Source organism: Pandoraea cepalis (genome assembly GCF_902459665.1).
GTDB lineage: Bacteria > Pseudomonadota > Gammaproteobacteria > Burkholderiales > Burkholderiaceae > Pandoraea > Pandoraea cepalis.
The window spans coordinates 57288-66705 of sequence record NZ_CABPSL010000023.1; the positions used below are offsets into that span (position 1 = coordinate 57288).

The window sequence follows — 9418 nt, forward strand, 5'->3', positions numbered from 1 at the left end:
CGGGTCAATCAATAGGGCTTGAAATAGTCGAACGGCTCGCGGCACGTACGGCAACGGTAATGCGCTTTGCAGGCCGTCGAACCGAATGCGGATACCACTTCGGTGTCGGACGAGCCGCAATGCGGGCACGTCACGCCGTCTTTCGGGCGGCCGTAGAACGTGATCTTGCGGGGCGCGTCGGCGGCCACGGCGTGCGTGCCCGTGGGCGGCGCAATGCCATAGCCGCGCAGCTTTTCGCGCGCCTCGGGGCTGATCCAGTCGGTCGTCCAGGCGGGGGCGAGCACCGTCGTGACGTGCCACGGACCGAGGCCCGCGCGCGTCATGGCGGCGTCGATGTCCTCGGCGATCTGTTGCATCGCCGGGCAACCCGAGTACGTCGGCGTAATCACGATCTCGAATGCCGCGCTACCGCTGGCGTTTGTGACGACGCGCACGTCGCGCAGGATGCCGAGTTCACGAATCGACACAACCGGAATCTCCGGATCGGGCACCGCTTCGAGCGTCTGCCATGCGAGCGGCAGCGACGCCTCCGAGGCCGGCGTCAGCACGTCGGGCGCAACGGGGGGAGTGAGCGGCAGATTCATGGTCGTATCGGCGAAGTGAGCGACGAAGGGAGCGGCGAGCGAATTCATCGTAGGCATGACGTGCGCGGCGAGCGGCGGCTTACCAGGTCGCGCCGGGATGCTGGCGAGCCAGCCCCTGCATCTCGCCGAGCAGATAGCTCATGTGCTCGGAGTGACGACCGAACTTGCCCGTGCTCTCGAACGCGCCGCCGACCGGTGCGTCGAGCGTGGCTTCTTGCAGCGCGTCGCTCACCGTGGCTTGCCACGTGTCCTTCAGGCTGGCCATCGCGACGCCGGTGCCGGCGGTGGCCACGGCGTCTTCCAGCGCGTCCGGCTTGAAGATCTCGTTCATGTACGGCATCAGATAGTCGAGCGCGGCTTGCGCGCGGCGGTGCGATTCCTCGGTGCCGTCGCCGAAGCGCACCAGCCAGTCGCGCGCGTGGTGCAGGTGGTAATGCGCTTCCTTGACCGACTTGGCGGCGATGGCGGCGAGGTCCGGATCCATCGACTGCGTGAGGGCTTGCCACACTTCGACCATCAGGGCCGAGTAGAGGAAGTTGCGCACGATGGTCACGGCGTAGTCGCGCTCGGCGGCCGTCGTGCCGGCGGTCGGACCGTAGTGGGGCAGTTCGACGAGCGTCCAGTTGCGGAACGCGAATTCGTCGCGCCAGAAGGCGTAATCGTCTTCCTGTTTCGCGATGCCGGTCAGCGCGGTGTCGATCTTGGCGGCATGCTGATACAGCATGCGTGCCTGACCGATGAGATCGAGGCTCAGGTTGGTGAGCGCAATGTCTTCTTCCAGCACGGGGCCGTGACCGCACCATTCCGCATTGCGCTGACCGAGGATCAGCGCGTTGTCGGCGAGGCGCAGCAGATAGGACAAATGTTCCTGCGTCGGTTTCATGTTCTGGGGTCTCGCATGGGGCGCGCCGATCAACGCGGCGCGCTGCCGCTTACATGTGGTTCACTTCTTCCGGCAACTGGTAGAAGGTCGGATGGCGGTAGATCTTGTCGGCGGCCGGATCGAACAGCTCGGCCTTGTCTTCGGGGGCCGACGCCGTGATGGCGGCGGACGGCACGACCCAAAGGCTCACCCCTTCCTGGCGGCGCGTGTAGACGTCGCGCGCCATATGCAACGCCATCTCGGCGTCCGCGGCGTGCAGGCTGCCGCAGTGTTTGTGTTCGAGGCCCATCTTGCTGCGCACGAACACTTCCCAGAGGGGCCATTCCTTGCTGCTTGCTTGCGTCATGATCGTTCCTGATGTCTTGTAAGGGGCTGCCGGTGACTGGGCGCGTGCGGCTCAGGCGGCTTGCTTCTCGGCACGCTGGCGTTGTTTGGCGGCGTGCGCCAGGGCGGCATCGCGCACCCAGGCGCCTTTTTCGTGGGCGGCCACGCGCGTGCCGACACGTTCCTTGTTGCACGGGCCGTCGCCGCCGACCACGCGCCAGAATTCGCTCCAGTCGATCTCGCCGTAGTCGTGTGCCTTGCGGGCCTCGTTCCACTTCAGATCCGGATCGGGAAAGCTCACGCCGAGCACCTTGGCCTGTTCGACGGCGGCGTCGACGAATTTCTGACGCAGATCGTCGTTCGAAATGCGCTTGATGCCCCACTGCATGGTTTGCGTGCTGTGGATCGAGTCCTTGTCGCTCGGGCCGAACATCATCAGCACCGGCCACCACCAGCGGTTCACGGCTTCCTGAACCATGTCGCGTTGGGCTTGCGTGCCGCTCATCATTGAGAGCAGGGCGTCGAAACCCTGACGCTGGTGGAACGACTCTTCCTTGCACACGCGGATCATGGCCCGCGCATACGGGCCGTAGGAGCAGCGGCACAGCGGTACCTGGTTCATGATGGCGGCGCCGTCGACGAGCCAGCCGATCACGCCGACATCGGCCCAGGTGAGCGTCGGGTAATTGAAGATGCTGGAGTACTTGGCCTTGCCCGAGTGCAGCGCGTCGATCATCTGGTCGCGCGACGTGCCGAGCGTTTCGGCGGCGGAATACAGATAGAGGCCGTGGCCGGCTTCGTCCTGCACCTTGGCGAGCAGGATGGCCTTGCGCTTGAGGCTGGGCGCGCGCGAGATCCAGTTGCCTTCCGGCAGCATGCCGACGACTTCCGAGTGCGCGTGCTGCGAGATCTGGCGCACGAGCGTCTTGCGGTACTCGGCGGGCATGTAGTCCTGCGGCTCGATCTTCTGATCGGCGGCGACGCGGGCGTCGAAGCGGGCTTGTTGTGCCTGCTCCGCCTCGCTCAGGGCGCGCACACCCTTGGGGCTGTTGCCGGCCAGGTCGATGGCTTGCGTATACATAGAGGAAGGTCTCCGCGGCATGTGGGGATATGGAACGCATTATAAACCGACCGGCCGGTCGGTCAATAAATGTTTTCCATGAGATGACGGAGATTGTTTGTTGCAGAGTATGGAGCGCCAGCGAAGGTGGGATTCGCCGCGCGCCGAAGGGGGGGGCGGGCGCGCGTGAGCGACTGGGGGGCGTGCGGTGACGCCGGAAAGCGAGAAGCGATGTCTCAGCTTGCGGATGCCGAGGCGCACCGCTTCAACGTCTCGACAAACGCCGCGGCGAGCGGCGACAGGGGATCGCCGCGGCGCCATGCCACGCCCATCGGCGCGGGCAGTGGTGGAGGGCGCAAAGGCAGAATCGTGACATCGCCCTTGTCGCGCAGGGCATGGGCCAGGCGGCTCGGCAGCGCGGTAATCGCGTTGCAGGTTTGCAGCATCCCGAGCGCGAGGGAGACGGAAAACGCCTCGACGATCATGCCGGGCCCCGGCACGCCGTCCGCGAGAAATTGCGATTGCAGCGCGTGGCTGATCGGGGACTCCTTGGGCGGGAGCAGCCAGGGATAGCCGGCAACGTCGGGCCAGCCAAGTGCCGGCACTTGGGCAAGCGGATGCTCGCGACGGCAGATGACGAGCAGATCCTCATGGAACAGCGGTTCCAGTTCGACCGCGCTGCGAAAATACTCCGGCACCAGACGCCCCACGACCAGATCGAAGCTGCCATCGTGAAGCCCCGCGGCCAGCCCGAAGGAACCACTCTCGCGCACAGTGATGACGCAACGCGGATGGGACTCGGCCAGCAATGCGATCGCCTGCGGCAGGAGGTGAGGCATGGCGATGAACAGGGCGCCGACGACCAGGCTCTCGCGGTGCTCGTTCATCAGGTCTCGGAGCTCGTCCTCGGCCGAGCGGAGATTGCCAAGAATCATGCGGGCGTGGCGGGCCAGCGTCCGACCGAACGTCGTCGGCACCATGCCGGACGCGGTACGCTCGTAGAGCTTCACCCCCAGTAGGTCTTCCAGCGCAGCCAGTGTCTTGGAGAGCGCCGCGCGCGTGAGATTCAGGCGATCGGCGGCCTTCGTCAAGCTGTGCGTTTCATCGAGCACCGCCACGGCCTGGAGGTACTTGAGCTTGAGGCGCGACGGTGGCGCCTGACCGGTTCTGACATTCATTTTCGATCTCCATCAACGCGTTACCGGTAACGAGGCGACGGGCCCGTTCTGTACGTAGCGCACCCATGAGTCTCGCGCTATTGGCCCGCCATCGGCGCCCCCGACTGCGTCAGCCGTGCGTCAACCAATGGTTGATGGCTGATTCCAACAATTCACCTTCGCGGCAATGACCTGAACCTACACTGGCCTGCCAGACACCCGATGCGGTGTCGGGCGCAGGCGGTCGAGGCCATGCCCTTTCGTCTAATAATTTTAAGTGTCAATTATATAAGCATAAAAAATAATCGCATTCACGCGTCCCGAACACAACTCAGGGAGACGGCGGATGCGAAGCGGGCTGGCCCTATCGGGCAAGGGCCTGCGCAAAACCTGTCCTTGCCACGCATCCAGTTCAAATCAAGGGAGACAACGTGAATCATCACGGCATTTGGGTACGTTCATTCATCGCCGCAGGCCTTCTGGGCGGTGCGCTCGCCAACCCTGCGCAGGCGCAGAGCCATATCGAGATCAGCGGACTGCTGGGCGCTGGCGTGGGCTACACGAGCAACGTTGGCGGCGGCGCTGCCGTCACGGCGAACCCTGGCGTTCTGCGGCCGAACGCCCTGATCTTTCGCGGCGATGAAGACCTCGGCGGCGGCGACCGTGCCGTGTTTTACCTCGGCTCGCTGTTCAGCATTGTCAACGGCAACGTGTTCGGCGGTCCGGGCAGTCTGTTTTCCCGCGAATCGTATGTCGGACTGGCGAATCGATACGGCACGGTGACCGTCGGGAATCAACGCGACTTCATGTTCGACAGCCTGACGTTGAACCGCTACCCGGGGAGCTTCTTCGAGGGATCCTACGCCGCCCATCAGGGGCCGTTCGCGAAGTTCGGCGTGTCGTATTCCGCGCAAGGGTCGTTCGACTTCGATCGCGTGAATGGCGAGGCGATCGCCAACACCGTCAAATTCAAAAGCGCCGATTTCTCGGGCCTGACGTTCGGCGCGATGTACGGCTTCGGCGGCGTGCCCGGAAGTTTCGGCCGATCCTCCGCCACCAGTTTCGGCATCAATTACGACTACGCGAATGCTGGCATCGGTGCGGCGTACACGATGGTTAAGTCGCCACAAACGAACAACGGCAACGATGGCATCCGCAATATCGGTCTCGGGGTCCGCTATGGCTTCGGCAAGGTGTTGATCTCGGCACTTGCCACCCTGTCCCGAAACACGGCGACCGGGGCGCAGATCAACGCCTTCGACGTGAGCGTTGGATACGACTTCACCGCCGCGTGGTACGCGAGCGCGACGTATACGCACATGCGCGGCAACGCCCAGCTGAACGACAACCGCGCCAATCAACTCACGTCCCTTGTCGGCTACCGGCTGTCGAAGCGTACGACGCTGTACGTCGACGCCGCGCTGCAAATCGCTTCAGGCAACGGTGCGATGGCGCAGGTGAACGCGTCGGCCGGCCCTGCGAGCGGCGGTCACCAGTTCGTCAGTACCGTCAGCATCCAACACACCTTTTGACGCGTCGTCGCCCCCAAGGAGGTCTGATATGAACAACGAGATGCAGCGAAACCGGCGCAATCTTCTCAAAGCCTGCGGCGCCGCGGCTGGCAGCATGATGGTTCCCGCGCTGATGGCGCCGGTGTCGGCGGCGTTGCACGCGGCGGAACGGCCTTCGCAGCCAGCCCAGCCAGCCCAGCCAGAGCGAGACGAGTTCATCTTGCGCGGTGGGTACGTGCTGACAATGGATTCGTCACTCGGCGAATTCCCCGTGGGCGACGTGCACGTAAAGGGCGGTGCTATCGTCGCCGTGGCCGCGCGCATCGATCTGCCGAACGTGCGGATTATCGACGCGAGCCGTACGATCGTCATGCCGGGGTTCGTGGACACGCATCAACACATGTGGACGAGCCTGTTGCGCGGCTCGCTGCGCGGCGACGATCCGACCTTCGGCTATTTCCCGAGCAAGGCCCGTGCCGGTGCCGTCATGACGCCGGAGGACATCTACCACTCGGTGCGTTTCGGGTTGGCGCAGAACCTGATGTCCGGCATCACCACCGTGCACGACTTTTGTCACAACGTGCGCTCGCCAGCGCATGCGCGGGCGGATCTACAGGCGCTGGAGGATCTTGGCGTTCGCGCCCGATTCTCATACGGGCGCTTCGGCGAGCCGTCGTCGCAGCCTATGGACTGGCAGGATGTCGAGCGAGTGCGGCAGACGATATTGCCGACGCGTCCACGGCTGACATTGGGCGTTGTCGTCGCGCCGGTGACGGAAAAGGACGGTTCGATGCGCGCCAGCGTATTCGATGATCTCAGCACGTCGATGGCGCGTGCCCAGGCCATGCAGCTTCCTTACACGCTGCACTACGGGAATCTGACGCACGGCATTATCGACGTGATGGCCAGGCATCAATGGCTGAATTCGGACCTGCTGCTGGTGCATCCGCAAGGGTTCACGGCGGCGGAGCGCCAGACGCTCGCGGCATCGAACGTGCGCATCAGTATCGCGCCCGCCATCGAGCTGCAGTACTCCACGGTGAGAAGCGGATATACCCAATTTGCGGAAATGGAAGCGCTTCACGCGCAAATGGGGCTTTCGACCGATTCTTCGGCGGCATCGGCCAATGCCAACTTCTTCAACGAAATGCGCGCCCTGTTGTGGGCACACAAGTCGAGAAGCGACACGAACGTCAAACTTACGCCACGCCGGTTGGTGGAACTCGCGACCATCGAGGGTGCGCGCACGCTCAATCTTGCCGATCGCGCTGGGTCATTGTCCCCGGGAAAACGCGCCGACATCGTGCTTGTTCGTATGGATGACCTGGATATTGCCCCCGTATTCGACCCGTTCAATTCACTGGTGTATTCGGGGCAGCCGGAGAACGTCGATACGGTGATCGTGGACGGCCGCATTTTGCGGCAAGGCGGCCGGTTCCTTACGTTCGATGTTGGCGAGGTCGTTCGTAACGCCACCCGTTCGGCCGTGCGTTTGCGACGCGAGGCGGGATTGGCGTAGCGCGCACGGCAGGCGGCTTGCGCATGCCGGTTTCCCGTCCAGGCGGACGACGGGCGTGCGCCGAGTCGCCGGCAGGTCTTGGGCGAGGGGGAGGGTGGCGGCGACGGCGAAGATGGGGCGGGAGCGAAGGCGAGGGTGTGGGCGATGGTGCGGGTGCGGGTGAAGATGGGGGAGGGCGAAGGTGTGGGCGAAGGCGAAGGTGCCGCCGAAGGGCGCGTTTCACGGCGAGTCAGTGTCAGATCGGCGCGCGGACAGGCGTCGCCATGGATCAGGTATTCGGGAGCGCAGCACAGTTTCAGAGCAGGTCGTCGCTCGGCAGCAACGTGAAGGTGCCTGCCACCGCATTGCGCCAGAACGAAGCATAGGGATCGACGTCGAAGGTTCGCGGTTGACCATTCTCCTCGCCTACCCAGCGCAGCGCCGGCAAGGTTGGCGGGGTGATCGGCGCCGGCATGGCGGGGTTGGCGGGCGCCAACTCGACGCGAAAACTGGCATGGGGCGACGTCGCCCGGTCGAAAATCCGTGCCATGTGCTCGGCAAAATCCGGGCTGTGGATCACGATCGCCAATTCCGTATTCAGACGCACCGAGCGCGGGTCCAGATTGAACGAACCGAGCACGACGTCACGCCGGTCGATGACATAGGCCTTGCCATGCAGACTGGCACGCGACGTGCTGCCGAGCGAGACGCGCCGCAGCGAGCGGGCTCCGTTATTCGTGCGGATCGGCTTGAACTCGTACAGCGCGACGCCGGCTTGCAGCAACGCCGGGCGATAGCGTGCGTAGCCGGCGTGGACCGGTACGACGTCGGTCGCCGCGAGGGAGTTCGTCAGCACGCGTACCTTGACGCCGCGCTCCGTGAGCGTCGACAGAAACCGGACACCGCCGTCCAGCGGCACGAAGTACGGGGAAATGATCAGGACCTCTCGCTGGGCATTCGCCGCCAACTGACGCAGCTTGTGGCCGGGTGCGCTCTGGGTCTCTGCGGCGGGGGTGTCGAGTTTGTCGGGGCCGTCGGCGGCAAGCTCGGCGGGGGCCCAGAAAAGTGGGAGCTTGCCGTTGTGCAGACGCTCGGCGAGCGGGGGCGGGTGAAGCGCTGCATGCCCGGCCGGGGTGCGATCAGTGTCGCGCCAGTGGCGTACCAACGCGTCGCGCGTGGCGTCGAGCGTCGCTTCGTCGATCTTCGACTGAACTTGCTTGAGCGGGTAAGACTGTTGGCTCGTCCAGAAGTGGTCGAAGCTACGGGAGACGGCGTCGACGATCGGGCCGGCACAGAGCAGATCGAAATCGCGGAAGGACAATTCGGGATTGGCGTCGAAATACTCATCGCCCAGATTGCGGCCGCCCACGATGGCCAGCTGATTGTCGGCGACCAGCGCCTTGTTGTGCATGCGGCGGTTGAGCTGGTCGAACCGGGTGAGCAGATTGCCCGCTCGTTCGATAAGCGTGGTGTCGCGGGTGCCGAATGGGTTGAAGACGCGGATCTCGATGTTGGGATGTTGATCGAGCGCCGCAAACGCCGGGTCGGTATGGCGACGGTTGATGTCGTCGACCAGCATGCGTATGCGTACGCCGCGGTTGGCGGCGTCGAGCAGCGCCTGGAGCAGGAGGCGGCCGGTGACGTCCTCGCCGGCGCTGTAGTACTGAACGTCCAGACTGTGCTGTGCGGCCTGAACCAGTGCGAGGCGGGTGGTGAATGCGTCGGAGCCGGTGGCGAGGAGTTGGAAGCCGGACTGGCCCGAATGGGCGCGGACGGCCGTGGCCAGGGTGCTGGCGAGCGTGCCGGGCGTAGCGGCCGAGGTATGGCTCGCCCAATGAGACGGCTCGGGAGGTGGACGCACCGAACTGCAGGCGGCGACGGTGAGCGCGAGCGGGAGAAGCGTGGCCAGGCGCCGCAGGACATCGAGAGAGCGCGACGGAAGGATGCGCGAATGGACCATCTCGAACGCTCTATATATAGGTATAGGAAGGGAAGAGACCCGGATCGCTGCGTCGCCTTTCCCTATGGGCAAGGTTCCGGCAAGCATAGGCGATTTCGATGGTTGCGTCGCAGTGGGATGCCGGACGATCGTGGATCGGTGTCCTCCATGTGACCTGCGCCGTGGATCTCGGCCCGCTCGAATCGCTGTCTTTTTTGCCCGGCCCCGACCTTTTTCAAATTATTTTCACAAAGGGCTTGCCAGGGTACGGGGTTTTCACTAATATTCCGTCTCTCGCAACGACGGCGACGCAGCGAAAGCGGCGAAGCGGTGGAGGCGACGGGCTGGAAAGCCCGGTGGTTGGTGGTTTTGGAGCTTGTGAGTTGCTACGGCGGCGAGCGAAGAAGGCGAAAAAAACTGTTGACGACGACGAGAAGCTGCGACATAATCTTGCTTCTCTGC

Annotated in this window: 9 protein-coding genes; 3 read left to right on the forward strand and 6 right to left on the reverse strand. The window is 64.2% G+C overall.

Translation table 11 applies throughout. The features are described from left to right. Positions 1–8: 8 nt before the first annotated feature. The 5 genes from paaD to PCE31106_RS21545 all read right to left on the reverse strand — a co-directional run bounded on the left by paaD (position 9) and on the right by PCE31106_RS21545 (position 4029). Positions 9–584 (reverse strand): 1,2-phenylacetyl-CoA epoxidase subunit PaaD, encoded by a 576-nt coding sequence (paaD, locus tag PCE31106_RS21525; protein WP_026132152.1) that lies wholly within the window; start codon positions 582–584, stop codon positions 9–11. 79 nt (positions 585–663) lie between these two features. Beyond that, positions 664–1467, reverse strand: a complete 804-nt coding sequence (gene paaC / locus PCE31106_RS21530; protein ID WP_150564612.1) for a 1,2-phenylacetyl-CoA epoxidase subunit PaaC — start codon at positions 1465–1467, stop codon at positions 664–666. A 49-nt stretch (positions 1468–1516) separates the two neighbouring features. Next, positions 1517–1813 (reverse strand): 1,2-phenylacetyl-CoA epoxidase subunit PaaB, encoded by a 297-nt coding sequence (paaB, locus tag PCE31106_RS21535; RefSeq protein ID WP_017234991.1) that lies wholly within the window; start codon positions 1811–1813, stop codon positions 1517–1519. 51 nt (positions 1814–1864) lie between these two features. After that, positions 1865–2872 carry a 1,2-phenylacetyl-CoA epoxidase subunit PaaA gene (gene paaA / locus PCE31106_RS21540; RefSeq protein ID WP_017234992.1) on the reverse strand — a complete coding sequence of 336 codons (1008 nt, stop codon included), beginning with the start codon at positions 2870–2872 and terminating at the stop codon, positions 1865–1867. A 215-nt stretch (positions 2873–3087) separates the two neighbouring features. Then, positions 3088–4029, reverse strand: coding sequence for a LysR family transcriptional regulator (locus PCE31106_RS21545; RefSeq protein ID WP_150564613.1), 942 nt, complete (start codon positions 4027–4029; stop codon positions 3088–3090). A gap of 410 nt (positions 4030–4439) precedes the next feature. Between PCE31106_RS21545 and PCE31106_RS21550 the strand changes: the two genes are divergently transcribed. Beyond that, complete coding sequence (locus tag PCE31106_RS21550; RefSeq protein WP_150564614.1) at positions 4440–5540, forward strand: porin; 1101 nt, start codon at positions 4440–4442, stop codon at positions 5538–5540. 28 nt (positions 5541–5568) lie between these two features. Further along, complete coding sequence (locus PCE31106_RS21555) at positions 5569–7038, forward strand: amidohydrolase family protein (protein ID WP_254441242.1); 1470 nt, start codon at positions 5569–5571, stop codon at positions 7036–7038. A gap of 295 nt (positions 7039–7333) precedes the next feature. On the opposite strand, the gene PCE31106_RS21560 is transcribed toward PCE31106_RS21555, so the two are convergent. Continuing rightward, positions 7334–8977 (reverse strand): phospholipase D family protein, encoded by a 1644-nt coding sequence (locus tag PCE31106_RS21560; protein ID WP_150564615.1) that lies wholly within the window; start codon positions 8975–8977, stop codon positions 7334–7336. 98 nt (positions 8978–9075) lie between these two features. Here PCE31106_RS21560 and PCE31106_RS21565 point away from each other — a divergent pair. Continuing rightward, the coding region (locus PCE31106_RS21565; RefSeq protein ID WP_150564616.1) for a hypothetical protein at positions 9076–9418 on the forward strand (343 nt) is incomplete at its 3' end.

Coding starts and splice junctions, on each gene's coding strand:
- PCE31106_RS21560 (WP_150564615.1), bottom strand. CDS start 8,977: ATGGTCCATTCGCGCATCCTTCCGTCGCGCTCTCTCGATGTCCTGCGG.
- paaC (WP_150564612.1), bottom strand. CDS start 1,467: ATGAAACCGACGCAGGAACATTTGTCCTATCTGCTGCGCCTCGCCGAC.
- PCE31106_RS21555 (WP_254441242.1), top strand. CDS start 5,569: ATGAACAACGAGATGCAGCGAAACCGGCGCAATCTTCTCAAAGCCTGC.
- paaD (WP_026132152.1), bottom strand. CDS start 584: ATGAATCTGCCGCTCACTCCCCCCGTTGCGCCCGACGTGCTGACGCCG.
- PCE31106_RS21545 (WP_150564613.1), bottom strand. CDS start 4,029: ATGAATGTCAGAACCGGTCAGGCGCCACCGTCGCGCCTCAAGCTCAAG.
- paaA (WP_017234992.1), bottom strand. CDS start 2,872: ATGTATACGCAAGCCATCGACCTGGCCGGCAACAGCCCCAAGGGTGTG.
- paaB (WP_017234991.1), bottom strand. CDS start 1,813: ATGACGCAAGCAAGCAGCAAGGAATGGCCCCTCTGGGAAGTGTTCGTG.